The sequence below is a fragment of the Amycolatopsis sp. NPDC104775 genome, from assembly GCF_055583325.1.
In genome coordinates this window covers 74,938-100,890 of the sequence record NZ_JBVJOE010000006.1, presented here as the reverse complement: position 1 = coordinate 100,890, position 25,953 = coordinate 74,938, and the positions used below count along the sequence as shown (strand labels likewise).

Genomic DNA, 25,953 nt, shown 5'->3' with positions numbered 1-25,953 from the left:
TGGGTTTGTTGGCGGGTTGGGGGTGGTTTGTCGGGGGGGAAAACTGCCCTGAACCCCCACCCCCGAACCGCAGAGAAGGCTTCGTATCGGGGTGCAGGGCGGGGAGTGGCTGCCTGGGTGGGTTTGGTGGGGTGGCGGCGGTTTTAGGGATGGGGCTCGCGCCCCCAATGTGGTGTTGGGGCGCCGCGGGTCGTGGAGGGAACCCTGGGGGGATCAGAGGCCGTGAGGGTTCCCCCACGGAACGGGGTTATTGCGGTCAGAAGCCGTGAAGGGCTCCCATGAGAGAGTCTGAGTCCCTCTAGAAGCCCTCCACGGGCGGAGAGTGGCTCAGAAAAGGGCGCTCGCCAGGTCGCGGCGGGCCTTCATGACGCGTTCGTCGGCGGGGTCGAAGAGTTCGAACAACGCCACCAGGTGCTCGCGGACGCGGTTGCGGTCGTCGCCGGAGGTGCGGCGGACGACGTCGATCAGGCGGCGGAAGGCGCCTTCCACATCCTGCTCGGCGATGTCCAGGTCGGCGGCCGCCAGCTGGGCGTCCAGGTCCTTCGGGTCGGCTTCGGCCTTTTCGCGCGCGCTCGGGTCGACCGCTTCGGCGCGGGCGGTGAACTTGACCTGTGCCAGGGCGTTCTTCGCCAGTTCGTTGGCCGGTTCGGCGTCCAGGATGCGCTCGTACGCGGCCTGAGCGGCGGCGTAGTCGCCTCGTTCGAAGGCTTCCTCCGCCTCGGTGAAGCGCGGGTCTTCCGGCTCTTCGACCGGGCCGCGGGCCTCTTCGGCGGCGCGGATGCCGGGCAGGCGGTCGCGCAGGGCGTCCAGCAGCGAGCCCAGCCACTTGCGGATTTCCGGCTCCGGCAGTGCGCCGGAGAAGGCGTCCACGGGCTGGCCGCCGGCGATGGCGACGATCGTGGGGATCGACTGGGCTCCGAAGAGCTGCGCGATGCGCGGGTTGGCGTCCACGTCGACCTTCGCGAGCACCCAGGCGCCGCCCGCTTCGCCGGCCAGGCGTTCCAGCACCGGGCTCAGCTGCTTGCACGGCCCGCACCATTCGGCCCACAGGTCGACGACCACGAGCTGGTTGAGCGAGCGTTCGACGACGTCGGCCTGGAAGGTCGCCTCGGTGACTTCGAGCACCGCGTCCGACGGGGGCGCGGACGCGCCTGCCTCGCCGCCGGCCGGGGGCGCGGGCGGGGCCTTCGGCTGGTTCCGGGTCGCCTCCGCCCTGGCTTTGAGCGCGGACAGGTCGACCGCGCCGGACAACGCGGCGGACATCGCCGCTGAGTTCGCTGCAGATCCGCGTGGGTGTGTCACGCCCTCCATCCTGGCACGCCTCGCCGCGAGAGTTCAGCAGCAGCCCCGAGGTTCGCTTTTGGCATGCGGACGCCGCTGAGGCATGCTCTCGGCGAGGACAACGAGGAGGCCCGAGAATGCTGAGCCGGCGCAACGCCGCGGTGGCCGTCGCGGTCGTGGTCGCGGTGGCGTGGATCGTCAGCATCACGGTGACCGTCGGGCACCAGGACCCGCCCGGGGCGGCCTCCCCGCCGGAGTTGCGCACGGAGCTGGCCGCCGCGCTGAGCGGGCGGGACGCGGACGCGCTCGCCGGGCTCTTCGACGTACCTGGGTCCGGCGGCGGCGACCTCGCCAAGGACTACGTCGCCGTCCTCAAGGACGGCAACGCGCGCGACATCTCCGTGCAGCTCGCGCCGGACGAACACTCCCCCACCGCGGCCGTCGTGCGCGGGAAGACCGGAACGGGCCAGCAGTTCAGCTACCGGCTCGCGGTGACCAGCGCCAAGGGGCGCTGGACCGTCGCGTTCACGCCGCCGATTCCCTAGCTCAGTCCTCGCGCAGGTGCGCTTCGACCCGATCGACCTTCGCGGTCAGCTGGCCGGAGTCGTAGCCGGGACGGATGTCGGCCTTGAGCACCAGCCCGACGCGCGCCGAGCCTTCGCCCGCGGCTTCCACCGCCTTCTTCACCACCGCCATCACTTCATCCCACTCGCCTTCCAGCTCGGTGAACATGGAGCTGGTCGAGTTCGGCAGCCCGGATTCGCGCACCACCTTCACCGCGCGCGAAACGGCCTCGCTCACTCCGCCGTCCGGCTCCGCGGCCGAGGGGCTCACGCTGAACGCGACGATCATGCGACTTCCTTTCCCTGTTCTCGCAGGGCGACCCCCACGACCGGGGTACCCGCTGGTAGCTTCGGTTGCCATGAACCGTCCGCTGCCGTTCGATCCGATCGCGCGTGCCGCGCAGCTGTGGGAAGACCGGATCGGCCCGGCCGGAACCATGGCCGCCGTCACCGGCGTGATGCGGGTGCAGCAGATCATCCAGTCGGCGGTCGACGGCGCGTTGAAGCCGCACGGCCTCACCTTCGCCCGCTACGAGGCGCTCGTGCTGCTCACCTTCTCCCGCAACGCACGGCTGCCGATGCGGGTGATGGGCGAACGGCTGCAGCTGCATCCCACCAGCGTCACCAACATAGTCGACCGGCTGGAGCGCGACGGGCTCGTGAAGCGCGTGCCGCACCCCACCGACCGGCGCACCACGCTCGTGGAGATCACCGACGAGGGCCGCGCGCTGCGGGAGACCGCCACCGCCGCGGTCACCGGCATCGACTTCGGGCTCACCGGGCTCACCGAGCGGCAGGTGGAGCAGCTGACCGAACTGCTCACCAAGGTCCGCAAGTCCGCGGGCGATTTCACCTCGTAACGCACGAAGGGCCCACGCGGTCGTCGCGTGGGCCCTCCGGAAAGCGAAGATCAGGCGTTCACAGTCTCGCGCGTGCGCACGAAGAGGCCGACGCCGCCGTGGGACAGCCGCTGCGGGCCGTCGAGCTTGCCGTTGCGCAGCGCCCACTTCTCGAACAGCCAGGTGAACAGCGGCGGGATGCTCGCCAGCAGCGCCAGCACCAGCGTCTTGCCGCGCCAGCCCAGCGGCTTCGCCACGGACAGGGAGGTGATCACGTACAGGGCGAAGACGACGCCGTGCACCATGCCGAGGACGGGCACGCCGCCCTCGTGGGAGGCGCCGACGACGTACTTGAGAAACATCCCGATCAGCAAGCCGAGCCAGGACAGAGCCTCGGCGACTGCGGCCACGCGGAACACGAGAGCGGCCTTGCTGGACACGACATCCTCCTGTGCGTCACCTGGTGCGTGCTGACTGCACACACAAAAAACACGTCCGACGCGACTGTCCAAGGCGGACCGAACCACCTGGCGTCAACAGCACTGTCGAACGGGTATGAGACCAGTGTGAGGCGTGACCGGTCCCACCGGAACACCGGGGTCCGTGACTCTGGTCACGAGCCGCCCCGGCAATGGTCTGCACCAATTCCGGACGGGAGGCGGAAACGGGCGGGAAATGCCCGGTTAACGGGAAAGACCGCCTCCCGATCCCAAGATCCGGGAGGCGGTCTTCACTCAACGTCCGCGAGCGAACACTAACCGGCACAAGGAGAAGGCGGCGCGGAGGAGCGTGACGTTCCCCACGTGGCCTTCGGCGCGTCACCGGTCAACGCGAAGTCCAGAGTGGACCCGCGGCGCAGCTGTTCGAGGCTGACGAACGTTTTGTCCGACGCCGTGCCGTCGACGCGCAGCCCGGAGACGTACTGCAGCTGCGCCCCGTTCGCGCCGCGCGCGTTGATGGTGAAGTCGCGGCCGTTCGGCAGGTGCAGCACGGACTTGGCGAACCGCGGCGCGTTGAGCACGAAGTCGCCGGTGCCCGGAACGGCCGGGTAGAGGCCGAGCGCACTGAATACATACCAGGCGGACATCGTGCCGAGGTCGTCGTTGCCCGTCACGCCGTTGGGGGCGTTCGTGAACAGCGTGTGCGCGGCCCGCACCACCGCGGAGGTCTTCCACGGCTGCCCGGTGAGCGTGTACATCCACGGCGAGTGCAGATCGGGCTCGTTGTTGGGGTTGTAGCGGAACTGCTTGTAGTAGTCGTACGGGCCGACGACCCACTTCTCGTGCGCGGTCTTCGCCGGGTCCTTCACCAGGTCGTCGTAGGCGAAGAAGTCGTCGAGCCGCTTGCCCGCGTTGGCCCAGCCGCCCATCTTCGCGACCAGGCCGGGCACGTCCTGCTGCACTAGCCACTGGTACTGCCAGGCCGTGCCCTCATGGAAGCCGTCCTGGCCTTGCGGGCTGTACGGGCCGTCCGCCGGGGTGTACCAGCTGCCGCCGGTCACCTTGGGCCGGAAGTAGCCGGTGAAGCCGCGGTCGGTTACGGACGGGTCCCACAGCGTCGCGTACGTCCGGCCCTTGGCTGCTAGCTGCTTCGCGTCCTGCTTGCGGCCGAGGGCGGAGGCCATCACCGACAGGGAGCAGTCGGCGAGGGCGTATTCCAGGGTCGCCGAGGCACCGTGTGCTGGGTCGGTGTCCTGGCCCTTCTTCGGGAAGTTCGGGGCGTATTGGACGAATCCGTCGGACTGGTAGCTCGCGTTGCCGGAACGGCCTTGGAACGGCGACGACGCGGGCGGGATCTCGCGCGAATTCTGCAGCAGCGCTTGGTAGGCGTGCATTTCGTCGCCGCTCAGTGCGCCGAACCGCCACAGGTCGACCAGGAACGGCGTCACCGGGTCTCCGGTCATGGTGTTCGTTTCCTGGCTCGCGTACGCCCAGCGCGGCAGCCAGCCGCCTTGGTCGTGGATGGCGAGGATGCTCTTCGCGACGTCGCGGGCCCGGTCCGGTTTCAGCAAGGCCAGCAGTTGGTTCTGCGAGCGGTAGGTGTCCCAGAGGGAGAAGAAGTCGTAGTACGTCCAGCCGATCGCGCGGTGGATCTTCTTGTCGAAGCCGTAGTACCGGCCGTCGGCGTCGTTCGCGGTCAACGGTTGCAGGAACGCGTGGTACAGCGAGGTGTAGAAGACTGTGCGATCGTCCGGGGTGCCGCCGGTGATGTCCACACTGGACAGTTCACGGCGCCAGGCTCGCTGGACGTCGTTCTTCACCGAGTCGAACGGAAGGACGCGCGAGGCGGCGAGGTTGGTGTCCGCACCGCGAGCGTCCACTTGGGAAATCGACGTGGTGGCGGTGACTTGGCCGCCCTTCGGGAACGTCAGCCACGCGCCGCGCAGGCCCGCACCGCCCTGTGCCGAGCGGCTGCCGGGCGTGCCGCCGTCCGGCGACCAGGTGCCATACGACGAGAACGGCTGGTCGAATTTCGTGGTGAAGTAAGTGGTGTACGGCTTTCCGCCGCAGAAAGCCTGTGACTCGACGGTGCCCGCGATGGTGTGGTCGTCAACGATGCGGACGCTGCTGCCGCTGACAGGCTCCTTCGCGTTGGCCTGCCCGACGTTCACGAAAACGTTGGCTGGACCGGATTTATCGAAGGAGTATCGCTCGACGCCGCTCCGCGTGCTGGCGGTGGTTTCGACGTCGATGCCGCCGTATCCGGTCAGGTGCACCTTGTAGTAGCCGGGTTTCCCGACTTCACCTTCGTGCGTGTACGGCGCGGCGTACTTGGCTTGGTCGAAGGTCGCGGGCTTGCTGGTGTCGAACGCCGCGCCCGGGCCGATGTCGCCGGTGGTGGGCAGCATCGACACGAGGCCGCCCTGTTCCCAGCAGCCCGCGCCGGACAGGAAGAAGTGGCCGAAGCCGCGGATCGCGGTGTCGGTGTAGAGATATCCGGCGTAGTGCGTGGTGATCGGGCTCGACTGGACCATGCCGAACGGCGCGGACGCACCCGGGAAGGTGTTGCCCTCGTCCTGCGTGCCGATGAACGTGTTCACCGCGTCCAGCGGATCGGCCGGACGCGCTTGCGCCGCGACCGGCGTCAGCGCCGCGGCGACGACAGCGAGCGCCGTCGCGCCCGCCAAAACTCTGCTCCTCATGGGACTCCTCTGGGAAAAGTTCGTGAGGGGAACCCTGAGGGAATCTGATTCCCTCAGGGTTCCCCTCACGGAAGGTCAGCCCGCGGCAATCGCGAACACGTGCATGGAGCCGCCGCTGACGCCGCTCGGCAGCGTCACGCTCGCGACGGTTTTGCCCGCGTCCAGCGTGATCGGCGCGGTGGCGAACACCATCGTGCGGATCTGCTGCGGGTCGCCGCCCGCGGAGTTGCGGTACGGGGTGGACAGCACGATCCGGTTGCCGAACGCCGGCTGCGCTCCCCCGCCGCCGAGGGTCCAGTCGGAGAACCCGATGGTGGCGGTGGATTTGCTGCCGTCGGTGTAGGTGACGGTGAGCGTGCCCTGTGCGTTGCCGTTGCTGGCGGCGCCGAGCAGCGCGAGCCGTCCCGAACCGGACAGGGTGATCGTCTGCCCCGATGCCACGACGTTGTCCGGGTCGCCGACCGGGTACGACGGCCAGGTGTAGTTCAGCCCGTCGCTCGACACCGTGCTGCCCGGTTTGGCCCCGGCCTTGGCCAGCGCGTCCGCGGAGTAGCTCCAGCCGCCGCCGTCGAAGTTCCCGGCCGCCGAGTTCGCGTCCGGGGAGAGACCGGTGTTGTTCACAGTGGCCAGCCAGCTGTTCGGCTTCGCCACCAGGACCGTCAGCACCGCCTGCACGTCGGCGAGCCCCGGCGAGGAGAAGGTGACCGGGATCCGGCGCGGACCGTCGGAGGTACCCGCCGGAACACTCACCGTCACGTCAGCGTGGCCCTTGCCCGCCGCCGGGACCTGGACGGAACCGGTCGCGGGCGTCAGCGTGATGCCGTCCGCACTGCCCGCGGAGTAGGTCCACGTTTTCGCCGTGCCGGAAAGATCCTGCACGCCCACCGAAGCGGTCGAGGTCGTGCCAGCGGGCACCACCGCGCGTGCCGGGTCCACAAAGGACAGGCTCGGCTTCTCCTGCTCGCGGAACGACGGCGGAGCGTCGGCCGGAGCGGAGCCCCACGCGGTGGCGGTCGACGATCGCGTGAAGTCCAGCTTGCCGCCCTGAGATATCAATCCTTCCGACAGCCATGCCTTGCTGGCCGAAGTGCCGTTCACCTTGAGGCTGCTGGTGTATTCGCCGGTGCCGGGAGCGTTGACGGTGATCTTCTTGCCCGCCCCGGTGGTCACCTCGGCGTGCGCGAAGCGCGGCGTGGTCAGCACGGTTTCGGCGCGGCCTGGGATCTCCGGATAGACGCCGAGCGCGGACCAGACGTACCAGGACGACATCTGCCCGAGGTCGTCGTTGCCGATCAGGCCCTCTGGACGCGGGTTGTACAGCTCGTCCATCGCCCGGCGCACGATGTTCTGCGTCTTCGCCGGAGCACCGGCGAACGAGTACACGTACGGGGCGTTCGAGTTCGGCTCGTTGCCCAGGAACGCATACGGCTCGTGGGTTCCGGCGTTCAGCTTCGTGAAGAAAGTGTCCAAACGCGACTGAGTAGCGGCAGGGCCGCCGAATGCGGTCACGAGGCCGCCGAGGTCGTAGGGGACCATCCAGTCGTACTGGGCGCCGTTGCCCTCGACCCAGCCCTGCGAGCTGGCCGGGTCGTAGTTCGCGGAGAACGAGCCGTCCGCGTTGCGCGGCTGCAGGTGTCCGCTGCCCGGGTTGTAGAGGTTCTGCCAGTTCTGCGCGCGCTTCATGAACGTGGTGTACGTGGCACCGTCGCCGAGCCGCTTCGCGAATTGGGCGATGGCGAAGTCCGCGCTGGTGTACTCCAGGGTGTCCGCCGCCGCGCCGGGTACGTAGCCGAGGCGCTGGTAGTCCGGCAGGCCTGGCCGTTCGACGTAGCCCTGAGTCGGCTGCGTCGCGCCCTTGATCATGAGCAGCAACGCTTTCTGCGCGTCGAAATCACGCGCGCCGAACGCGTAGGCACTGGAAACGATGATGTGGTACGGATCCCCGTTCATCACGCCGGTGTAGTCGTTCGCCACCGTCCAGCGGTCCCAGGAACCGCCCTGTTCGGCGAAGGCCATCATCGAGCGCACGAGGTCCGAGGTCTGCTTCGGCGCGATCGTGGCCAGCAGCGGGACCTCAGAGCGGTAGATATCCCAGCCGGAGATGTTGGTGTACATCGCGTGCCCGCGTTCGGCCTGGTGGATCCGGCCGTCGAAGCCCGGATAGCGACCGTCCACATCGGAAAACACGTTCGGCTGGATCAGCGAGTGGTACAGCGAGGTGTAGAACGTCGTGGTGTCGGCGTCGCTTCCGCCGCTGACCTGGATCTTGCCGAGCTGGTCGTTCCACGCCTGCCGCGCGGACGCGGCCACCGCATCGAACGACTTCTTGCCGTTGTTCTCCGCTTTCAGGTTCGCCTTCGCGCCGTCTACGGACACAAAGGACAGTCCGACCTGGACATTCACCTGCGCGCCGTTGAGGTTCGGGAACGTCACGTACCCGCCGCTGCCCGGGCCGCTGACCGTGGTGTCCTGCGGTTTCGCAGCGGCCGGGCGGGCCAGCGAAGCACCAATGCCATTGGGCTGCGCGACCTTCGCCTTCGCGCCGCCGGTCTCGGCGGTCTTGCCCGGCGTCACCGCGCCGTTCTTCCACGTCCCGACGGACTCGAACGGGGTGTCGAACTTCGCCGAGAAGTAGACCCGGTACGAATCCTTCGCGCCGCAGAACCGGCCACTGGTCGCCCAGCCGCTGATCGTGTCCTTGCCGATGCTGATCGACGCGTCGTCGGTGCCGTTGACCGAGCCGGAAGTGTTGACCAGCAACGTGGACGCCGCACCCGCCGGGTAGGTGAACCGCCCGGAACCGGTGCGCTGCGTCGCGCTCAGTTCAACTTTCGCGCCGTTGTCGAGGGCGACGTCGTACGCGCCCGCGGTCGCGTGCTCGTTCTGATGCGAGAAGGTCGAGGTGTAGTGGCCCGGATCGGTCGCGGGCGACGTGCTGATCTCACCGACGTACGGCATGAACGGCAGGTCCTGATAGGTGGTGCAGCCCGCGCCGGAAAGGTGCGTGAGGCTGAACCCGGTGATCGTGTTGTCGTCGTAGAAGTACCCGCCCGGCTGGGATTTCTTCGTGTCCGGGCTCCACTGCACCATCCCGAACGGCGCGACCGCGCCGGGGAAGGTGTTGCCCGCGCCGCCGCCGGTCCCGTGGTCCGCGCCGCCGGGCCGGGTGCCGACGAACGGGTTGACCCATTTCGCCAGGTCAGCGGCTTTCGTGGAATCCGCCTGTGCGGGATCGGCCAGTGCGGGGGCGGCGGGTGCTACCGCCGCCACGACCGCGGAAGTCAGGAAGATCAGTCCGGCTCTCCAGCGCGCTCGCGCCATCGCCATCGCCTCTCCAGTTGTCCGGCGCGAACCCGCCGCCACCGACCTCGAGGCATCGATGACAACCTTGTCGCGCACCGTCGATGCGGGCCACCTTGGGCAATGGCTCACCGGATCGTCAAGACCGCGGTGAGAGCCTGTCCGATTCGAGACAACGATGTCCACCATCCGCACCAGCGGATTCGTCGAAGCGGGCAGCGCGAAGCGGCGGGCATTGACAGCGAGCGCGCCGATGGTGTCCAATCCCCCGCATTATGACAACGTTGTCTCACTCGGGCCGGGACGCGGACGGGCTTCCCCGCCCCGCCAGCAGGCGGGCCACGATGAGCGATGTGGCGCGGCTGGCCGGCGTCAGCATCAAAACGGTGTCGCGGGTCGTCAACGACGAACCCGCGGTGCATCCGGACACCGCCGAACGCGTGGTGGCCGCGATCGAACAGCTGGGGTTCCGCCGGAACCTCGGCGCCCGCAACCTGCGCCGCGGCTCGACCACCGGCACCATCGGCCTGGTCGTTGAGGACGTCGGCAACCCCTTCTACTCCGAGCTGAACCGCGCGGTGGAACGGATCGCGACGTCGTTCGGCAGACACGTGCTGACCGGCTCGTCCGGTGAGAATTCCGACCGCGAACGCGAGCTGTCGCTGGAGTTCTGCGCGCGGCGCGTGGACGGGCTGCTGATCGTGCCCGCCGGGTTGCAGCACGGCTACCTCGTGCCGGAAATGCGCGCGGGCACGCCGGTGGTGTTCCTCGACCGTCCGGCCGGCGACATCGTGGCCGACACCGTGCTCGTGGACAACCTCGGCGGCACCATCGAAGCGGTCGGGCACCTCGTGCGGCACGGCCACCGCCGGATCGCGTTCCTCGGCGACAGCCCGGACATCTTCACCGCCGCCGAACGGCTTCGCGGGTTCCGGGAAGGCTGTGTGCGCAACGGGATCTCCTACGACGAGAGCCTCGTGGCGATGCAGACGCCGACGCCGGAAACCGTCGGCCAGGCGGTGCGCAAGCTGGTCGGCGGGCCGAATCCGGCCACCGCCGTGATCGCGGGCAACAACCGGGTCGCGGTGCACCTGCTGCGCGCGCTCGCGCACGCCGAACGCCGGCCCGCGCTGGTGAGCTTCGACGATTTCGAACTGGCGGATCTGCTCGACCCGCCGGTCACCGTGATCGCCCACGACGTCAGCGCCCTCGGGCACGCAGCGGCCGAGCTGCTGTTCGCCCGCATCCAGGGCGATCAGTCCGCACCGAGAAAGGTAGTTCTGCCCGTGCACCTAGTCGCCCGCGGTTCCGGTGAGGCCGCCCTGTGACCAAGCACCTCGAACCGGTCGCGCTCCCGGCCAACCAGCCGCCGCAGTTCTACCGGGGCGGCGACGCGATCGCCGCCCTGCGCGGGGCCAGCGGCACCGACTCGAAGTTCGGGCCGGAGGACTGGGTCGGTTCCGTCACCACCATGTTCGGCCAGGAGACCAACGGTCTCACCCGACTGCCCAGCGGGATCTGGCTGCGCGACGCCGTCCGCGCCGACCCGGACGCGTGGCTGGGCGCGGCGCACGTCGCCAAGCTCGGCGATTCGACCGGCCTGCTGGTGAAGCTGCTCGACGCCGGGCAGCGGCTTCCGGTGCACTTCCACCCGTCGGATTCCTTCGCCCGCAAGCACTTCGACTCGCATTTCGGCAAGACCGAGGCGTGGATCGTGGTCGGCACCTACGGCGACGACCCGCGCGTGTACCCCGGTTTCCGGGAGACGCTGAGCAAGGAAACCGTCGCCGAATGGACCCGCGAGCAGGACGCACCGAGCATGCTGGGCGCGCTCAACAGCATTCCGGTGCAGGCAGGCGACACGGTCTACATCCCGGCCGGGCTGCCGCACGCGATCGGCGAGGGCGTCTTCGTGGTCGAGTTGCAGCAGCCGACGGACTTCTCGCTTACCCTGGAATGGCGTGATTTCCTTGCCTCGCCGGAAAAGGGCCACCTCGGGATCGGCTTCGACACCGCGATCGAAACGCTCGACACCTCTGGCTGGGACGACGACCGGCTCAAGACGATCGTGAAACACACCTCCGGCGCCGAAGCGACCACAGTGGACTTGCTCGCGCCGGACTCGGCGGAGTTCTTCCGCGCGGACCGCATTCAGTTGTCCGGCAACGCGTTCTCCCTCGACCCGTCGTTCAGCGTGCTCGTCGCGCTCGACGGCGAAGGCATGCTGCGCACCGAAAACGGCGGCGAGTTCCCCGTGGCCAAGGGCGACACTTACGCGGTGCCGTTCGCCGCGGGCCAGACCGAACTGTCCGGCTCGCTCACCGTGATCCGGTGCCGTCCGCCCGCCCCGGAAAGGAGTTAGCGCCGATGAGCGAGATCCTGCTCGACGCGGTGGACCTGACCAAGCACTACGGATCGGTGGAAGCCCTGCGCGGCGCGTCTTTCCAGGCGCGCGCGGGCGAGGTGACCGCGTTGATCGGCGACAACGGCGCGGGCAAGTCCACGCTCGTGAAGTGCCTGTCCGGGGCCGAACAGCCGACGTCGGGCCGGATCTTGCTCGACGGAAAAGAGGTCCATCTCGACTCGCCGGTGGCCGCGCGCCGGGCCGGGATCGAGACGGTGTACCAGGATCTCGCCGTCGCACCGGATCTCGATCCGGCGGCGAACCTGTTCCTCGGCCGGGAAATCCCGCGCAAAGGCATCCTGGGCAAGCTCGGCATGCTGGACAAGGCGGAGATGCGCCGCCAAGCGGTGACCGAGTTCGAGAAGCTCGGCGTCGCGCTGCAGAGCACCGAGGTGTCGATCGGTTCGTTGTCCGGCGGGCAGCGGCAGAGCGTCGCGGTGGCCCGGTCGGTGGCGTGGGCGTCGAAGGTCGTGTTCATGGACGAACCGACCGCGGCGCTGGGCGTGCGGCAGCGCGGGCGCGTGCTGGACGTGATCAAGAAGGTCCGGGACAAGGGCATCGCGGTGGTGCTGATCAGCCACAACATGCCCGAGGTGCTCTCGGTGTCGGATCGGATCGAGGTGCTGCTGCAGGGCAGGCGCGTCGCCCGGTTCGCCGGTGCGGACACGAAACTCGAAGACCTGGTCGCGGCGATGACCGGGGCTCTCGTGCAAGAGGAGGCGGCATGAGCGCTCCGGCGAAGGACATTCAGACCACTGTGGACGGCGAGTTCGGCAAACCCCCGCTGGGCAAACGGCTCGTCGGGGCGAACACGTTCTGGATCTCGCTGGTGCTGGTCGCGTTGATCGTGGTGTTCACCGTCCTCGCCCCGGGCCAGTTCGCGACGGTGTTCACCTTCCAGATGCTCCTGAACGAAACGTCTGTGCTGCTGGTGCTTTCAGTCGGCATGACGTTCGTGATCATCACCTCCGGCATCGACCTGTCCGTCGGTTCGGTGCTGATCTTCGCCGGCATGGTCGCGGGCAAAACGATGGAAGCACTCAGCGGCGGCAACGCCTCGCAGGCCGGGTGGGGCGTGATCACGGTCGGGCTCGTCGCGGCGGTGCTCGCGGGCACGCTCTGGGGCTTGATCAACGGATTCCTCATCGCCGTGGCGGGCATCCCGCCGCTGATCGTCACGCTCGGCACGATGGGCGCGGCGCTCGGCGTGGCATATCTGCTCAACAACGGGTCGGACGTGAACAGCATGCCCGCCGAACTGAACAGGGTGCTCGGATACGGCACGTCGTTCGGCGGGATCCCGAACCTCGTGCTGGTGGCCGTGGTGATCACGCTGATCGGCGCGTGGCTGCTGCACACCACCAGGTTCGGCCGCTACACGTTCGCCGTCGGCTCGAACGCGGAGGCGGCGCGGCGCTCAGGCATCGGCGTGACCGCGCACCTGCTCAAGGTGTACCTGCTCACCGGTTTCCTCGCGGGGCTCGCGGGGTTCCTGTCGCTGGCGTTCTACACCTCGACCACGATCTCGGCGCACGCCACCGACAACCTCAACTCCATCTCCGCGACGGTGATGGGCGGCACGAGCCTCTTCGGTGGCGTCGGCTCGATGCTCGGCACGGTGATCGGGGTGTTCATCCCCGCCGTGCTGAAGAAGGGCATCAACATCACGCACGTGCAGGACTACTGGCAGCAGATCGCGGTCGGCGCGGTCCTCATCGCGGCGGTGTGGTTCGACCAGCGCCAGCGCCGCAAGCGCAACTCCCGCTGAATCGGTCCCCGAGTACAAAGAGGTGCTTACGATGAAATTCAGCACGACCGTCCTCGCCGCGGGAACGCTCGCGTCCGCGGTGATGCTGGTGACCGCGTGCGGCACCGGCCAGATCGGGCAGAGCGGGTCCGGGTCCGCCGCCAACTCCGCGAACAGCAAGAAGCTGGCGCTGGTACCAGGGGTGCAAGCGGAGCCGTTCTACATCTCGATGCAATGCGGCGCGCAGGAAGAAGCGAAGAAGCTCGGCTACGAACTGACCGTGCAGGCACCGCAGAAGTTCGATGCCACCATGCAGACGTCCATCGTCAACTCGCTGGGCTCCAACCCGCCCGCCGCGCTGCTGGTCGCCCCGACCGACGACCAGGCGATGCTGGCGCCGATCCAGCAGGTGAAGAACCGCGGCGCGAAGATCGTCGAGGTCGACACTTCGCTCAAGGACAAGAGCGTCGCGGTGTCGTCGATTTCCTCGGACAACGCCGAGGGCGGCAAGCTGGCCGCGCAGACCATGGCGAAGCTCGTCGGCGACAAGCCGGGTTCGGTGCTGATCCTCGACACCATCGCGGGCACGTCCACCACCGCCGCCCGGGCGAAGGGCTTCGAGGACGAGTTGAAGAACCACCCGAACCTCAAGTCGGTGGGCATCCAGTTCACCCAGAACGAACCGGAGCAGGCCGCGTCGAAAGTGACCGCGGCGCTGGTCTCGACGCCGGATCTCGTCGGCATCTTCGCCACCAACCTCAACACCGGCGAGGGCGCGGCGACCGGGCTGCGCAACGCGGGCAAGATCGGCAAGGTCAACCTGGTCGGCTTCGACGCCAGCCCGTCCGAAGTGGACGGTCTCAAGAAGGGCGAGTACCAGGCGCTCATCGCGCAGGACCCGGCGCAGATCGGCACGAAGGGCGTCGACCAGGCGGTGGCCGCGCTCGAGGGCAAGCAGACCGAGCGGAACCTGACCGCGCAGTTGCACTCGATCACCAAGGACGACCTGGACGCCAACTCGAAGTACTTCTACAAGCAGAACTGCTGACGGCGGCTCGACCGGCCAAAGGGGACTTTCCGCACGGAAAGTCCCCTTCGCCGTGTTCGGCGCTACTATCAACTCCCCCAGGTACCCGAGGGGAGGGCTCGTCGATGACCGAGAGTGCCCGGCTGCCGTGGCGCTCCCGTCCGGACGCCGTCGGCGTGCTCGGGGCGGCGCGGAAGGTCGCCGACGACCTGAAAGACGGCCTGTCCGGCGTTCGCGCCCGACGCGCCGCACACGGCTTGCGACGGCTGTTCGACGTGGCCGGGCTGGGACTGTCCGATCTCTCCGGCACGTTGCTGTGGTCTGGCCGGCCCGGTGCGGACGACGCGGTGTCCCGAGCCTTGGACGACGTGCTGCACCACGAAGAACCGATCACCGCGGGCGGCGTGACGGCGGTTCCGCTGCACGTCCACGACGAACTGGCGGGCGCGTTGCTGCTGGTCGGCGAGGTGTCCGGCGCGGTGACGAGACAGGCCGCGGATCTCGTCGTGCAGGCATTGGAGCGAGGTCGGCTCGAAGCTTCCGCGGACCAAGCCGCACAGGCTGAGCTTCGGGCCTTGCGGGCGGAGATGTCGCCGCATTTCGTCTACAACGCACTCACCGTCATAGCGTCGTTCGTCCGCTCGGAACCGGACCGCGCTCGCGAGCTGATGCTCGATTTCGCCGACTACACCCGCTACAGCCTGTCGCGGCACGGCGAGTACACCGTCGTCGCCGAGGAGTTCCGCGCGGTGGAAACATATCTCGCGCTGCAGCGGGCGGTGCTGGGCGAAAGACTCAAGGTGCAGGTGCGCGTCGCGCCGGAAGTGCTTGCGGTGGCGGTGCCGTACCTGGTACTCGAACCCCTCGTGGAAAACGCGATCCGGCACGGCATCGAGCCGCGGTCGGGCACCGGGCTCGTCCAGGTGCACGGACAGGCGGAAGGAAACGACTGCGTGATCAGCGTCGAGGACGACGGGGTCGGCATGGAGCCCGAGCGCGCCGCGGCCATCCTCGCGGGCAGCGGCGACGGCACGGGGCTCGGACTGGCCAATGTGGACAGACGATTGCGCACCGTGTACGGAGCCTGGTACGGGCTGACAGTGGAAACGGCGGTCGGCGAGGGCACACGAGTCGTGTTGCGCGTGCCGCGATTCCAGCCGGGGGTGCTGCCGTGAGCGGGCTGCGGGTGCTGGCGGTCGACGATCTCGCGCCGGCCTTGGACGAACTCTGCCGGATGCTGCGCGACGCACCGGAAGTCGGCGAGGTCGTCGGCGCGAGCGACGCGTTGAAGGCACTGAAACTGTTGCAGGCAGACCATTTCGACGCGGTCTTCCTCGATATTTCCATGCCCGGCCTCGACGGGCTGGAACTCGCGTCGCTGCTGGCGAAACTGTCCGAACCGCCGGTGATCGTGTTCGTCACCGCACACGACGGGCACGCGGTCACCGCGTACGGCATCGGCGCGGTGGACTACCTGCTCAAACCGGTGCGCACGGAACGGCTTTCCGCCGCACTCGCCAAGGTGACCCGTCTGGTGCCGAGCGGCCGGCGACGGACCGCTCCGGACGTGATGGCCGCGCTGCCCGTCGATTCCGGCGGCCGCACTCGGTACGTCCGCCGCGACGACGTGCTGTTCGCCGAAGCCAACGGCGATTACGTCCGGCTGCACACGCGAAACGGCGTGCATCCGGTGCGGATGCCGATCTCGCGGCTCGAAGAATATTGGGAAGGCACTGGATTTACCCGGGTGCACCGCGGATTCCTGCTCGCGGTCAATGCGGTGCTGGAACTGCGGAGCGACACGACGGGCGGGTTGCTGGCCCACACCGAGGCCGGGGACGTGCCGGTGAGCCGACGGCACGCGCGGGACCTGCGGGACCGGTTGCTGGAAGCGGCGCAGCGCGGACAGCTCGGGAGCCCCCGGTGAACCGCCCGTGCCGCACAGCTCGTGAGTGGCGATTCCGGTTAGAACCGGCGCCAGCACTCACGAGGGTTGCGCAGGCCGACCGATGAGCCGCACCAAACGCGTCGCCGTCACCAGCCCGCAGACGAGGCTCGCCCGGTCGCGGCGGCTCGAACGCGGCCGGTGGCGGATGCCCCGCCTGCGCGCGCCGGAAGCCGAACGCGCCGCGGTGCTGTACCGGATCCAGCGCCGACGCGGAATCCCCGCGCTGGTGGCGATGTTCGTGCTGGTGCTGGGTTTGCCGGTGCTGTTCTCCCTGGTCCCGTCGCTCGACACCGTGCGGTGGTGGGGAATTCCGCTGTCCTGGCTGCTGATCGCGGTCCTGCCCTACCCGGTGCTGGCCGGGCTCTCGTGGTGGCAGCTGCGCCGCGCGGAGAAGATCGAGGACGATCGGTGAGATGGACATCGCGCTAGCGGTAGCCCCGGTCGTCCTCGTCACGCTGCTCATCGGCGTGCGCGGGGTCGCCGCCATGCGGACGACGTCCGACTTCCTGGTGGCGTCACGGCGGATCTCGCCGTTCGTCAACTCCGCCGCGGTCTCCGGCGAGTACCTGTCCGCAGCGTCGTTCCTGGGCGTCGCAGGGCTGATGGTGAAGGACGGCGTCGGCGCGCTCTGGTATCCGGTCGGCTTCACCGCGGGATACGTCGCGATGCTGGTGCTCGTCGCCGCGCCCATGCGCAGATCCGGCGCGCTCACCGTCCCCGACTTCGCCGAAGCACGCCTCGCCTCCCCTGCGCTCCGGCGGCTAGCCGCGGTGGTCGTGCTGGTGATCGGGACCATCTACGTAGTCCCGCAATTCCGCACTGCCGGACTGGTGCTCACCGCGGTCGGCGGAACTCCGTACTGGGTCGGTGTGGTCATCGCGGGCACCGCGGTCAGCGTCACGCTCGCGCTCGGCGGGATGCGCGCGGCGACATACGTCCAGGCGTTCCAGTTCTTCCTGAAACTCGTGCTGTTCCTCGTCCCCGCGCTGTGGTTAGTCCTGCAGATCGGTGCTGAGACCCGCGACGCGAGCCTCACGCCGATCGAGTACACCCGCTTCTCGCACGCCACGCCGGTGCAGTTCGACCACGACGTCACCCTCACCTTCCGCGAACCCACTGCGATCGAAAACCGGGGCACGATCCCGCCCGGAGAACTGGTGGTGCGCAAGGGAGAACAGCTCACTTTCGCCGCCGGTGCGCAGGTCCCCGGAGTCAGCGGAGAGGTCGCGCTCGGCGGGCGGGACTGGCAGCGTCCGCTGCTGGAAATCGACAAGGGATACCCGCTGCTCGGCACCTGGGCGGTCCTCCTCGCGACCGTCCTCGGCACGATGGGCCTGCCGCACGTCCTGATGCGTTTCCACACCAGCCCGGACGGCCGCGCCGCGCGCCGCACCGCCGCGATCACCGTGGCGCTGCTCGGGATTTTCTACCTCTTCCCCGGCATCTACGGCGTCCTCGGACGGGTGCTCGTGCCGCAGCTGTACCTGTCCGGCAACACCGACACCGTGGTAGTCGCGCTGCCGTCGCAAGTCGACCACAGCTGGGCTGGGCAGTTGTTCACCGCGTTGCTCACCGCGGGCGCGTTCGCCGCGTTTTTGGCGACGTCACTGGGATTGCTGCTGGTGATGTCCGGCGCGCTCGCCTACGACCTGATGCCCGGCGGCCTGCGCCGGCTGCGGGTGACGGTCGTATTCGCCGCGATCGCGATGGTGCTGCTCGCGCTGCCGTCCGCGCGGCTCGACGCCGGAGTGCTGGTGACGTGGGGGTTCACCGTCGCCGCGTCCACGTTCTGCCCGCTGCTCGTGCTCGGCATCTGGTGGCAGCGGCTCACCGCGGCGGGCGCGATCGCGGGCGTGCTGACGGGACTGGCGGCCTCGTCCGGGTCGATCCTGTTCGCGCTGGCCGGACCGCAGGCACGAGGCTGGGTGGCGATCTTGGTCTCGCAACCGGCACCCTGGTCGGTACCGCTGGCGTTCGGCGTGATGATCGCGGTGTCACTGCGCGGGCGCCCACCGTCCTGGGCCGGGGCCGCGATGCTGCGGCTGCATCTCGACGAACGCCCTTCGTCCGCTTCCGGTGACCGTTCGTCAACCGTTCGTCGTGCGGCGAGACGTTTGAGCCGCTGACGCCTTCCCTCCCCCGGGCTTCGTCCCTACTGTGTCGCGGGCCACATCCGCAGCGTCGCACAAGGGAGATCCCATGAGCGCAGGCGACCCGTCCGGCGCACCGCCGGACTCGACCTGGGAGCAGGTGCACGACAGCGCCGAGTTCCGCCAACTCCGGGGCAGGCTGCGCCGGTTCGTGTTCCCGATGGCCGGTCTGTTCCTCGCCTGGTACCTGCTCTACGTCCTGCTCGCCGACTACGCGCACGGCTTCATGAGCACGAAGATCGCCGGCAACTTCACCGTCGGCCTGCTCTTCGGGCTCCTGCAGTTCGTCTCCACGTTCCTGATCACGTGGCTGTACGTGCGCTACGCCAACAAGAACCTCGACCCGCTGGCCGAGCGGATCAAGGACGACATCGAGAACCCGGCGAAGGAGGGGGCATGACACTCGCCGCGAGCGTCGAGGGCAGCAATCCGACGCTGAACATCCTGATTTTCGCGCTGTTCGTGGTGATCACCCTGGTGATCGTGTTCCGCGCCAGCCGCAACACGAAGACCGCGTCCGACTACTACGCGGCCGGCCGTGCGTTCACCGGCCCGCAGAACGGCATCGCGATCTCCGGCGACTACCTGTCGGCGGCGTCGTTCCTCGGCATCGCAGGCGCCATCGCGGTGTACGGCTACGACGGATTCCTGTACTCGATCGGCTTCCTGGTGGCGTGGCTGGTCGCGCTGCTGCTGGTGGCGGAACTGCTGCGCAACACCGGCAAGTTCACCATGGGCGACGTGCTGGCGTTCCGGATGAAGCAGCGTCCGGTGCGCGCGGCGGCGGCGATTTCGACGCTCGTGGTGTCGTTCTTCTACCTGCTGGCGCAGATGGCGGGCGCGGGCGGGCTGGTCGCGCTGTTGCTGGGCATCGAGGGCAAAGCCGCGCAGTCGCTGGTGATCGCGGTGGTCGGCGTGATCATGATCGCCTACGTCTTGATCGGCGGCATGAAGGGCACCACCTGGGTGCAGATCATCAAGGCGGCGCTGCTGATCGTCGGCGCGCTGGCGATGACGCTGTGGGTGCTCGGCAAGTACGGCTTCAACTTCTCCTCGCTGCTGCAGGGCGCGGTCGACAAGGCGGGCAAGGCCGGCGAAGCGCTGCTCGGGCCGGGCAAGCAGTACGGCACCAACGGCACGACGAAGCTGGACTTCTTCTCCCTCGGCATCGCACTGGTGCTGGGCACCGCGGGCCTGCCGCACGTGCTGATGCGCTTCTACACCGTGCCGACCGCGCGCGAGGCGCGTCGTTCGGTGGTGTGGGCGATCGTGCTGATCGGCGTGTTCTACCTGTTCACCCTGGTACTCGGCTACGGTGCGGGCGCATTGGTCGGACCGGAGGCGATCAAGAAGGCACCAGGCGGCGTGAACTCCGCGGCTCCGTTGCTCGCGCTGAACCTCGGCGGCCCGGTGCTGCTCGGGTTGATCTCGGCGATCGCGTTCGCCACGATCCTCGCCGTGGTCGCGGGATTGACGATCACCGCGTCCGCTTCGTTCGCGCACGACGTCTACGCGAACGTGCTCAAGAAGGGCAAAGCCACCACCGGTTCGGAGGTCCGGGTCGCGCGGATCACCGCCGTGGTGATCGGCGTCGTCGCGATTCTCGGCGGCATTCTGGCGAACGGGCAGAACGTCGCGTTCCTGGTGGCGCTGGCCTTCGCGGTGGCGGCTTCGGCGAACCTGCCGACGATTCTGTACTCGCTGTTCTGGAAACGGTTCAACACCCAGGGCGCGCTGTGGAGCATTTACGGCGGACTGATCGTGACGATCGTGCTCATCGTGTTCTCGCCCGCGGTTTCCGGGAAGCCGGTGGACCCGAAGACGGGCAAGAGCGCGTCGATGCTGCAGGGCGTCGACTTCCACTGGTTCCCGCTCGACAACCCGGGTCTGGTGTCCATTCCGGTCGCGTTCATCCTCGGCTGGCTCGGCACGATCCTGTCGAAGGAAACCAACAAGGCCAAGTTCGCCGAAATGGAAGTCCGGGCGCTGACCGGCGCTGGCGCGGAAAAGGCCGTGCCGCACTGATTCTCCGCTCCGGAAAACCGCTGGGCGCCGCTTTCGTCGCGGCGCCCAGCGGTTTTTTCAGTACGGCAGCTTCCCCCGCGCGATCTCGCCGAGCGTGCCTTCCAGCAGCCCGCGCAGATACCGCCACAGCCCGGCCCCCAGGGAAATCCGGGCTACCCCCAGTTCGGCAAGCCCGGCCAGCCCCGGACCGCCGGGAAGCGCGGAAGCGTTGACCGGACCGCCCACCTGGCGGACGAATTCGGCCAGCACTTCCGGCGAACGCACGAGAATCGGATACACGCAGTCGGCCCCGGCTTCGAGATACGCCCGCCCGCGAGCCACCGCGTCGTCGAGCACCGCCTGCTCGTCCGGTGCGCCGAGGAACGAATCCACCCGGGCGTTGATCACCAGCCCGCCACCAGCCGCCCGCCGCAACTCGGCGAGCCACTCCGCTTGCTCCGCCGCCGGTCGCTGACTGCCCTTGCCGTGGTCGGTGTCCTCGATGTTGCAGCCGACCGCACCGATTTCCTTCAACCGGGCCGCGAGATCCGCCGGAGCCAAGCCATACCCGGCCTCGGCGTCCACAGTCACCGGCACGGACACCGCGTCCACGATCCGCTTGGCCGCCGCGAGCATCTCGTCCGCTGCCGCACCTTCGTGATCGGCGTGCCCGAGCGCCGCCGCGACCGCCGCGGAACTCGTTGCCACCACCGGGAACCCGGCCGCTTCCACCGCCTTCGCGGTATCCGCGTCCCAAGCGTTCGGCAGGATCACCGGTTTTCCGGGCACATGCAGCGCCCGCAGCTTCTCAGCGGTCACTCCGCACGCTCCGGCAGCGGGGCGTGGCTCGTGACCATGAGCCGGTTCCAGGTGTTGATGGCGACAACGCACCACGCCAGCGCGCGGTACTGGTCCTCGGTGAACACGCGGACCGCCTCGGCGTAGACGTCTTCCGGCACGTCCTTGTGCTCCGAGATCAGGGTCATCGCCTCGGTGTACGCGAGCGCGGCGCGTTCCTGTTCGGTGAACAGGTCGGTCTCGCGCCAGCCTTCGAGCACGTAGAGCCGCCGCGGCGATTCCCCGGCCGCGATGGCCTCCGCCGCGTGCATGTCCAGGCAGTAGGCACATCCGTTGAGCTGCGACGCGCGCATCTTGACCAGTTCGATGAGCTTCGTGTCGAGTCCCGCGTTCGCGCTGGCCTTCTTCACCTCGCCCTGCAGGTGGGACATCGCTTGGTACAACGCGCCCGTCGCGAGCGCGATTCGCTTCGTCATGTCACCCACGCTAATCACGATTGGCCTAGCCGGGTGGTCCAGTTCAGCGTGGACGGCTTGGGCCAGTCAGGCGCGCGGGCGCGCGTTGCGGAGCCGGATCCCGCTGAACTCCGCCGTGCTGGCGGTCACCGTGTCCCAGAACGGCCAGAGATCGGCGAGGACCCGCAGCTGAATTCCCGCCTCCTCGTGCAGGCGCAGGAGATCGCCGACCGGTTCGGCGGGCCCCAGAGGCTCGACCGGTTCGGTGGCGACGTGGGCATGCGGAACAGGTTCGCCGAACGGCCGGAAACTGGCCGCGGGAAGCCGGTACGCGAACAGCTTCGCCGTCCGGAGCGCGTCCAGCCAGCGATATTCGACGGCGTGGACCCGGTTGTCGCCGCCGAGGACGCGTTCCCGGTCGGCGTCCGTGGTCAGCGCCGTGGCCCACGCCATCGCCCGCGGGCACTGCCGCGGAAACCAGTAATCCGGACAGCGCGCGGCGTCGACCGCCCAGACATACGGCTGCGGCTGTCGCGCGGTCGCTGCGACGTGGGGCACGAACCGCGTGATCCCCGGGTCCTCGGAAAAGTGCAGTACCTGGCCAGGCTCCGGACGCATCCGTCCGTTCTACCGCGCGGTCAGCGCCCGCAGAACAGGCACAACGGCAAAACCAGCTCCAGATCCGTCTTCCGCACCGGCTTCCCGTCCACCGGCGTCTTGCCCGGCGGAGTGTCCGCGTCCGGCTGGATGCCGCCCGCCGCGACGCGGTCCAGGGTGCGCAGCCCGGCCGCGCCGACGGTGCCGAAGACCGTGTAGTTCGGCAGCAGGCTGGAATCCCCGTACACCACGAAGAACTGCGATCCGTTCGTGTCCGGTCCGGCGTTCGCCATAGCCAGCAGGCCGCGCGCGTACGTCCGGCGCTTGCCGGTCGGATCGGACGGGGCGGGCGGAAGCGTCGTCGGGAGTTCGTCGCGGAACTTGTAGCCCGGGCCGCCTTCGCCAGTGCCCGACGGGTCGCCGCACTGCAGGACCTTCAACGTCGGGTACGCGGTGAGCCGGTGGCAGGTGGTCTGGTTGTAGAAGCCGTGCGCGGCCAGGTGCAGGAAGCTCTGCACAGTGCACGGCGCCTGCGCGCGGTTGAGCCGCAACGGGAGCAGGCCCTGGTTGGAGAACACCGCCACGTCGACGCTGCCGTGGTCCGGCGTGTGCTTCGGGTCTCGCGGCAGGGAAACCGGGCGCACCGCGGGATCGTCCGGAGTCGCGGTGTACTGGCACGGCCCCGACGTGACCTTCGGCGGCGCCGCTTCCGCCGCCGAAGCCGGTGCGGCCACCGCGACCAGCGACAACGCGGTCAGCACGGACACGAGCAGTTTCTTCATTCCGGTTCCCTCCCAGTGCACGGAGGATCGCAGTATAGGGATGGGAAACCGCCCGCGCTCCCGGCGAAAGTCGCGTCCTGACCGGTTCCGGTCAGCGGGGCAGCGCGTCAGCCCTTCAACTCCGCGATCAACCGGTCCGCCGCCGCGAACGGGTCCAGTTCCCGGGCCACCACGCGCGCCGCCACCTCGCCCAGCCGGTCGCCGTGCCGGAGGTCCGCCAGTTCCGCGTGCAGCCTCCGCAACGCGATCGCGGCGACTTCCTCCCGGGCGCGAGCGGTACGGCGGCGGTCCAATTCCCCATGCGCGACAAGCCACTCATGGTGTGTGCGCAAGGCCGACACCACCTCGTCGACGCCCGCGCCCTTCGCCGCCACCGTGCGGACGATCGGCTGCCGCCAGCTCGGCCCGCGCAGTTCGCGGCGAGCCAAGGCGATCATCTGCTTGAGGTCGTGCACCGTGGCGTCGGCGCCGTCGCGGTCGGCTTTGTTGACCACGAAGACATCCGCGATCTCCAGCACCCCGGCTTTCGCCGCCTGGATGCCGTCGCCCATTCCCGGAGCCAGCAGGACCACCGTGGTGTCAGCCAGTTTCACAACGTCCACTTCGGACTGTCCAACCCCGACAGTCTCGATCAGCACCACGTCAAAGCCAGCGGCGTCCAGCACTCGCACTGCCTGCGGCGTCGCCCAGGACAGCCCGCCGAGGTGTCCCCGGGTCGCCATCGAGCGGATGAACACGCCGGGATCGGTGGCGTGCTCGCTCATCCGGATCCGGTCGCCGAGCAGCGCGCCGCCGGAGAACGGCGACGACGGATCGATCGCCAGCACCCCGACGCGCAAACCCTCGCCGCGCAAGGCGGTGAGCAGCGCGGACGTCGAGGTCGACTTGCCGACCCCAGGCGGACCGGTGAGCCCGACGACGCGGGCGCGGCCGGTGTAGGGCGTCAAGGCGCGGGCGACGTCCGCTGCTCGCGCCGAGGAATCAGTGTCCGACTCGATCAGCGAAATGAGCCGGGCGACCGCGCGCGGTTGTCCTTCCCGCGCGCGGCCGACCAGCTCGTCGAGGTTCGGGCCGGGCAACTTACGCCGACGGGACGCGGATCAGCAGCGCGTCGCCCTGGCCGCCGCCACCGCAGAGCGCGGCCGCGCCGAGACCGCCGCCGCGCCGGCGCAGCTCGTGCACCAGGTGCACGGCCAGCCGCGCGCCGGAAGCGCCGATCGGGTGGCCGAGCGCGATCGCGCCGCCGTTGACGTTCACCTTCGACTCGTCCAGCCCGAGCTTCTCGCTCGACACCAGGCCGACCGCGGCGAACGCCTCGTTGATCTCCACCAGGTCCAGGTCGGACACGTCCAGCTTCGCCTTCTTCAACGCGGCGCGGATCGCGTTCGACGGCTGCTCGTGCAGGCTCGCGTCCGGACCGGCGACGACGCCGTGCGCGCCGATCTCGGCCAGCGGCGTGATGCCCAGCTCGGCCGCCTTCTCCGGGCTGGCCACGATCACCGCGGCCGCGCCGTCGGAAATCTGCGACGCCGAACCCGCGGTGATGGTGCCGTCCGAGGCGAACGCCGGACGCAGCTTCGCGAGGCTCTCGCCGGTGGTGTCGGCACGCACGCCCTCGTCAGTGGAAAACACCACCGGGTCGCCCTTGCGCTGCGGAATCGACACCGGCGCGATTTCCTCGCGGAAGAACCCGGCCTCGATCGCGGCGGCGGCGCGCTGGTGTGAACGCGCGGAGAACGCGTCCTGCTGTTCGCGGGTGACGCCGTAGCGGCTGTTGTACTTCTCCGTCGACGAGCCCATCGCGACCTGGTCGAACGCGCAGAACAGGCCGTCGTAGGCCATGTGGTCGACCAGCGTGGTGTCGCCGTATTTGAAGCCGGAGCGGGACTTCGGCAGCAAATGCGGCGCCTGCGTCATCGACTCCTGGCCGCCCGCGACGACGAGGTCGAACTCGCCCGCGCGGATCAGCTGGTCGGCGAGCGCGATCGCGTCGAGGCCGGAAAGGCAGACCTTGTTGATCGTCAGCGCCGGGACGTCCATCGGGATGCCCGCGGCGACCGCGGCCTGGCGAGCCGGGATCTGGCCCGCGCCCGCGGTGAGCACCTGGCCCATGATCGTGTACTGGACCTGGTCCGGGGAGACGCCCGCGCGTTCGAGCGCGGCCTTGATCGCGATCCCGCCCAGCTGGGCTCCCGAGAAGTCCTTCAACGAGCCGAGCAGCCGCCCGATCGGGGTACGGGCTGCGCCCAGGATCACGGAACCGGACACGTCGTCCTCCAAAGCATCGGTGCACTGGCAGTGTTCCCACGATACGGCCTGCACGGGGTTCGCGGTGCGTCTTGATGGAGCCAGTGTGAGGGGGCGCACGCAGGGTTCCGCCAGGCCCGCCGGGGCTTATCCTCCCCGGTATGGACACCGAGCCCAGCGCATCCGTGCTCAAGCCGTTCGTGACCGCGATCGACCACGTCGGCATCGCCGTGCCCGACCTCGACGCGGCCATCGCCTTCCACCGCGACCACTTCGGCCTGGAGGTCGCGCACGAGGAGGTGAACGACGAGCAGGGCGTGCGCGAGGCGATGCTGCGCGCCCCGGGCGCCGCGGGCACCGAGACGATGATCCAGCTGCTCGCCCCGTCCCGCGACGATTCGACGATCGCCAAGTTCATCGGCCGCAACGGGCCGGGCCTGCAGCAGCTCGCGCTGCGAGTGTCCGATGTGGACGCTGCCGCCGAAGCACTGCGCGCGAAGGGCTTGCGGCTGCTGTACGACGCGGCCAAGCGCGGGACCTCGAACAGCCGGGTGAACTTCGTGCATCCGAAGGACGCGGGCGGGGTTTTGGTCGAGCTGGTGGAGCCCGCCGCCTCCGCGCACTGAACCGCGAAAGTCCGTGAGGGGAACCCTCAAGGAATCTGATTCC

General features: G+C 68.9%; 25 protein-coding genes. 14 read left to right on the top strand and 11 right to left on the bottom strand.

Translation table 11 applies throughout. The features are described from left to right. Nucleotides 1-327: 327 nt before the first annotated feature. Nucleotides 328-1,263, bottom strand: a complete 936-nt coding sequence (locus tag ACZ63D_RS26630) for a tetratricopeptide repeat protein (protein WP_465357091.1) — start codon at nt 1,261-1,263, stop codon at nt 328-330. Nucleotides 1,264-1,418: 155 nt separating this feature from the next. Here ACZ63D_RS26630 and ACZ63D_RS26625 point away from each other — a divergent pair, with 155 nt between their 5' ends. After that, nucleotides 1,419-1,826 carry a hypothetical protein gene (locus ACZ63D_RS26625; RefSeq protein ID WP_465357090.1) on the top strand — a complete coding sequence of 136 codons (408 nt, stop codon included), beginning with the start codon at nt 1,419-1,421 and terminating at the stop codon, nt 1,824-1,826. Between the two features lies 1 nt (nt 1,827). Here the strand turns inward: ACZ63D_RS26625 and ACZ63D_RS26620 are convergent, their stop codons facing one another. Next, entirely contained in the window at nt 1,828-2,133 is a 306-nt protein-coding gene (locus ACZ63D_RS26620) for a thiamine-binding protein (RefSeq protein ID WP_465357089.1), read from the bottom strand. Between the two features lie 70 nt (nt 2,134-2,203). Between ACZ63D_RS26620 and ACZ63D_RS26615 the strand changes: the two genes are divergently transcribed. Beyond that, a complete protein-coding gene (locus tag ACZ63D_RS26615; protein ID WP_182892290.1) occupies nt 2,204-2,704 on the top strand; it encodes a MarR family winged helix-turn-helix transcriptional regulator in 501 nt (166 codons plus the stop codon). 50 nt (nt 2,705-2,754) lie between these two features. On the opposite strand, the gene ACZ63D_RS26610 is transcribed toward ACZ63D_RS26615, so the two are convergent. The 3 genes from ACZ63D_RS26610 to ACZ63D_RS26600 form a co-directional block, all read right to left on the bottom strand. Further along, the gene (locus ACZ63D_RS26610; protein ID WP_465357088.1) at nt 2,755-3,123 is read right to left on the bottom strand and encodes a DUF3817 domain-containing protein; all 369 of its coding nucleotides are present in this window, start codon (nt 3,121-3,123) and stop codon (nt 2,755-2,757) included. Between the two features lie 314 nt (nt 3,124-3,437). After that, complete coding sequence (locus ACZ63D_RS26605; RefSeq protein ID WP_465357087.1) at nt 3,438-5,825, bottom strand: GH92 family glycosyl hydrolase; 2,388 nt, start codon at nt 5,823-5,825, stop codon at nt 3,438-3,440. A gap of 75 nt (nt 5,826-5,900) precedes the next feature. Next, nucleotides 5,901-9,152 (bottom strand): GH92 family glycosyl hydrolase, encoded by a 3,252-nt coding sequence (locus tag ACZ63D_RS26600; RefSeq protein WP_465357086.1) that lies wholly within the window; start codon nt 9,150-9,152, stop codon nt 5,901-5,903. Nucleotides 9,153-9,469: 317 nt separating this feature from the next. On the opposite strand from ACZ63D_RS26600, the gene ACZ63D_RS26595 reads away from it, so the two are divergent. The 11 genes from ACZ63D_RS26595 (at nt 9,470) to ACZ63D_RS26545 (ending at nt 20,426) form a co-directional block, all read left to right on the top strand. Further along, on the top strand, nt 9,470-10,453 hold the full coding sequence (locus tag ACZ63D_RS26595; protein ID WP_465357085.1) for a LacI family DNA-binding transcriptional regulator: 984 nt from the start codon (nt 9,470-9,472) through the stop codon (nt 10,451-10,453). Continuing rightward, nucleotides 10,450-11,487 carry a class I mannose-6-phosphate isomerase gene (locus ACZ63D_RS26590; RefSeq protein WP_465357084.1) on the top strand — a complete coding sequence of 346 codons (1,038 nt, stop codon included), beginning with the start codon at nt 10,450-10,452 and terminating at the stop codon, nt 11,485-11,487. Before ACZ63D_RS26595 ends, ACZ63D_RS26590 begins: the two co-directional genes overlap by 4 nt. Before the next feature lie 5 nt (nt 11,488-11,492). Next, nucleotides 11,493-12,257, top strand: coding sequence for an ATP-binding cassette domain-containing protein (locus tag ACZ63D_RS26585; protein WP_465357083.1), 765 nt, complete (start codon nt 11,493-11,495; stop codon nt 12,255-12,257). Next, entirely contained in the window at nt 12,254-13,297 is a 1,044-nt protein-coding gene (locus ACZ63D_RS26580; RefSeq protein ID WP_465357082.1) for an ABC transporter permease, read from the top strand. The genes ACZ63D_RS26585 and ACZ63D_RS26580 overlap by 4 nt, the downstream gene beginning before the upstream one ends. Nucleotides 13,298-13,328: 31 nt before the next feature. Continuing rightward, nucleotides 13,329-14,324 carry an ABC transporter substrate-binding protein gene (locus ACZ63D_RS26575; protein WP_465357081.1) on the top strand — a complete coding sequence of 332 codons (996 nt, stop codon included), beginning with the start codon at nt 13,329-13,331 and terminating at the stop codon, nt 14,322-14,324. 104 nt (nt 14,325-14,428) lie between these two features. Then, entirely contained in the window at nt 14,429-15,478 is a 1,050-nt protein-coding gene (locus ACZ63D_RS26570; protein WP_465357080.1) for a sensor histidine kinase, read from the top strand. Further along, the gene (locus tag ACZ63D_RS26565) at nt 15,475-16,230 is read left to right on the top strand and encodes a LytR/AlgR family response regulator transcription factor (protein ID WP_465357079.1); all 756 of its coding nucleotides are present in this window, start codon (nt 15,475-15,477) and stop codon (nt 16,228-16,230) included. Before ACZ63D_RS26570 ends, ACZ63D_RS26565 begins: the two co-directional genes overlap by 4 nt. An 82-nt stretch (nt 16,231-16,312) precedes the next feature. Beyond that, complete coding sequence (locus ACZ63D_RS26560; protein WP_465357078.1) at nt 16,313-16,663, top strand: hypothetical protein; 351 nt, start codon at nt 16,313-16,315, stop codon at nt 16,661-16,663. Between the two features lies 1 nt (nt 16,664). Then, nucleotides 16,665-18,377: a sodium/solute symporter gene (locus tag ACZ63D_RS26555; protein ID WP_465357077.1), complete on the top strand. Its 1,713-nt coding sequence runs from the start codon at nt 16,665-16,667 to the stop codon at nt 18,375-18,377. A gap of 73 nt (nt 18,378-18,450) precedes the next feature. Beyond that, nucleotides 18,451-18,801 carry a DUF485 domain-containing protein gene (locus ACZ63D_RS26550; RefSeq protein WP_182892299.1) on the top strand — a complete coding sequence of 117 codons (351 nt, stop codon included), beginning with the start codon at nt 18,451-18,453 and terminating at the stop codon, nt 18,799-18,801. Further along, complete coding sequence (locus ACZ63D_RS26545; RefSeq protein WP_465357076.1) at nt 18,798-20,426, top strand: solute symporter family protein; 1,629 nt, start codon at nt 18,798-18,800, stop codon at nt 20,424-20,426. Before ACZ63D_RS26550 ends, ACZ63D_RS26545 begins: the two co-directional genes overlap by 4 nt. Before the next feature lie 57 nt (nt 20,427-20,483). Here ACZ63D_RS26545 and ACZ63D_RS26540 read toward each other — a convergent pair whose 3' ends face one another. The 6 genes from ACZ63D_RS26540 to ACZ63D_RS26515 form a co-directional block, all read right to left on the bottom strand. Beyond that, entirely contained in the window at nt 20,484-21,224 is a 741-nt protein-coding gene (locus tag ACZ63D_RS26540; protein WP_465357075.1) for an isocitrate lyase/PEP mutase family protein, read from the bottom strand. Next, complete coding sequence (locus ACZ63D_RS26535; RefSeq protein WP_465357074.1) at nt 21,221-21,679, bottom strand: carboxymuconolactone decarboxylase family protein; 459 nt, start codon at nt 21,677-21,679, stop codon at nt 21,221-21,223. Before ACZ63D_RS26535 ends, ACZ63D_RS26540 begins: the two co-directional genes overlap by 4 nt. Nucleotides 21,680-21,745: 66 nt before the next feature. Then, nucleotides 21,746-22,276 (bottom strand): DUF6886 family protein, encoded by a 531-nt coding sequence (locus ACZ63D_RS26530; protein ID WP_465357073.1) that lies wholly within the window; start codon nt 22,274-22,276, stop codon nt 21,746-21,748. Nucleotides 22,277-22,296: 20 nt separating this feature from the next. Further along, nucleotides 22,297-23,037, bottom strand: a complete 741-nt coding sequence (locus tag ACZ63D_RS26525; RefSeq protein WP_465357072.1) for a peptidylprolyl isomerase — start codon at nt 23,035-23,037, stop codon at nt 22,297-22,299. A 107-nt stretch (nt 23,038-23,144) separates the two neighbouring features. Then, nucleotides 23,145-24,116 (bottom strand): methylmalonyl Co-A mutase-associated GTPase MeaB, encoded by a 972-nt coding sequence (meaB, locus tag ACZ63D_RS26520; protein WP_465357071.1) that lies wholly within the window; start codon nt 24,114-24,116, stop codon nt 23,145-23,147. Between the two features lies 1 nt (nt 24,117). Further along, entirely contained in the window at nt 24,118-25,305 is a 1,188-nt protein-coding gene (locus tag ACZ63D_RS26515; protein WP_009073872.1) for an acetyl-CoA C-acetyltransferase, read from the bottom strand. Between the two features lie 140 nt (nt 25,306-25,445). On the opposite strand from ACZ63D_RS26515, the gene mce reads away from it, so the two are divergent. Further along, nucleotides 25,446-25,910: a methylmalonyl-CoA epimerase gene (mce, locus tag ACZ63D_RS26510; protein ID WP_465357070.1), complete on the top strand. Its 465-nt coding sequence runs from the start codon at nt 25,446-25,448 to the stop codon at nt 25,908-25,910. Nucleotides 25,911-25,953 lie beyond the last annotated feature (43 nt).

Excerpts from the sequence above, each read along its gene's own strand:
- ACZ63D_RS26580 (WP_465357082.1), top strand. The coding sequence starts at position 12,254 with ATGAGCGCTCCGGCGAAGGACATTCAGACCACTGTGGACGGCGAGTTC.
- ACZ63D_RS26600 (WP_465357086.1), bottom strand. The coding sequence starts at position 9,152 with ATGGCGATGGCGCGAGCGCGCTGGAGAGCCGGACTGATCTTCCTGACT.
- ACZ63D_RS26620 (WP_465357089.1), bottom strand. The coding sequence starts at position 2,133 with ATGATCGTCGCGTTCAGCGTGAGCCCCTCGGCCGCGGAGCCGGACGGC.
- ACZ63D_RS26595 (WP_465357085.1), top strand. The coding sequence starts at position 9,470 with ATGAGCGATGTGGCGCGGCTGGCCGGCGTCAGCATCAAAACGGTGTCG.
- ACZ63D_RS26605 (WP_465357087.1), bottom strand. The coding sequence starts at position 5,825 with ATGAGGAGCAGAGTTTTGGCGGGCGCGACGGCGCTCGCTGTCGTCGCC.
- ACZ63D_RS26575 (WP_465357081.1), top strand. The coding sequence starts at position 13,329 with ATGAAATTCAGCACGACCGTCCTCGCCGCGGGAACGCTCGCGTCCGCG.
- ACZ63D_RS26570 (WP_465357080.1), top strand. The coding sequence starts at position 14,429 with ATGACCGAGAGTGCCCGGCTGCCGTGGCGCTCCCGTCCGGACGCCGTC.
- ACZ63D_RS26630 (WP_465357091.1), bottom strand. The coding sequence starts at position 1,263 with ATGTCCGCCGCGTTGTCCGGCGCGGTCGACCTGTCCGCGCTCAAAGCC.
- ACZ63D_RS26555 (WP_465357077.1), top strand. The coding sequence starts at position 16,665 with ATGGACATCGCGCTAGCGGTAGCCCCGGTCGTCCTCGTCACGCTGCTC.
- ACZ63D_RS26625 (WP_465357090.1), top strand. The coding sequence starts at position 1,419 with ATGCTGAGCCGGCGCAACGCCGCGGTGGCCGTCGCGGTCGTGGTCGCG.
- ACZ63D_RS26545 (WP_465357076.1), top strand. The coding sequence starts at position 18,798 with ATGACACTCGCCGCGAGCGTCGAGGGCAGCAATCCGACGCTGAACATC.
- mce (WP_465357070.1), top strand. The coding sequence starts at position 25,446 with ATGGACACCGAGCCCAGCGCATCCGTGCTCAAGCCGTTCGTGACCGCG.
- ACZ63D_RS26560 (WP_465357078.1), top strand. The coding sequence starts at position 16,313 with ATGAGCCGCACCAAACGCGTCGCCGTCACCAGCCCGCAGACGAGGCTC.
- ACZ63D_RS26535 (WP_465357074.1), bottom strand. The coding sequence starts at position 21,679 with ATGACGAAGCGAATCGCGCTCGCGACGGGCGCGTTGTACCAAGCGATG.
- ACZ63D_RS26530 (WP_465357073.1), bottom strand. The coding sequence starts at position 22,276 with ATGCGTCCGGAGCCTGGCCAGGTACTGCACTTTTCCGAGGACCCGGGG.
- ACZ63D_RS26615 (WP_182892290.1), top strand. The coding sequence starts at position 2,204 with ATGAACCGTCCGCTGCCGTTCGATCCGATCGCGCGTGCCGCGCAGCTG.
- ACZ63D_RS26585 (WP_465357083.1), top strand. The coding sequence starts at position 11,493 with ATGAGCGAGATCCTGCTCGACGCGGTGGACCTGACCAAGCACTACGGA.
- ACZ63D_RS26525 (WP_465357072.1), bottom strand. The coding sequence starts at position 23,037 with ATGAAGAAACTGCTCGTGTCCGTGCTGACCGCGTTGTCGCTGGTCGCG.
- ACZ63D_RS26550 (WP_182892299.1), top strand. The coding sequence starts at position 18,451 with ATGAGCGCAGGCGACCCGTCCGGCGCACCGCCGGACTCGACCTGGGAG.